The following is a 476-nucleotide window of genomic DNA, read 5'->3' as shown; positions in this document are numbered from 1 at the left end:
GGATCGGCCTGAGGCGTAACCGGCAGGCCTCGATCGCAGCTTCGACAGCGCTCTCGCCCCTCTCCTGCGCCTGGCGGGCGAATTCGACGATCAGGATGGCGTTCTTCGCCGCGAGCCCGATCAGCACGATGAGGCCGATCTGGGTCAGGATATTGTTGTCCTGGCCGCGCAGGTAAACACCGATCAGCGCCGCCAGGATGGCGAGCGGCACGATCAGGATGATCGCCAGCGGCAGAACCCAGCTTTCATATTGCGCCGACAGCGCCAGGAACTCGAACACCACGGACAGCGCAAAGATATAGACTGCCGTATTGCCGGTGTTCTTTTCCTGGAAGGCAAGCTCGGTCCACTCGAAGGTCGTGCCCGGCGGCTGCAATTCATGCGCCAGCGCCTCCATTTTCTCGATCGCGCTGCCGGTCGAAAAACCCGGCGCCGGATTGCCCTGCACCGGAACCGAGACATACATGTTGTAGTGC

1 protein-coding gene is annotated in these 476 nt (G+C 62.0%); it reads right to left on the bottom strand.

Annotation, left to right across the window (positions count from 1 at the left end; translation table 11 throughout):
• Positions 1 to 448, bottom strand: a 448-nt coding sequence (locus tag AC1D0P_RS28975; RefSeq protein WP_477679890.1) for an efflux RND transporter permease subunit, incomplete at its 3' end; no start/stop codon positions are given.
• Positions 449 to 476: the final 28 nt, after the last annotated feature.

The organism is Polaromonas sp. P1_G2, from assembly GCF_056405515.1.
This window is presented reverse-complemented; position numbering and strand designations above follow the sequence as displayed.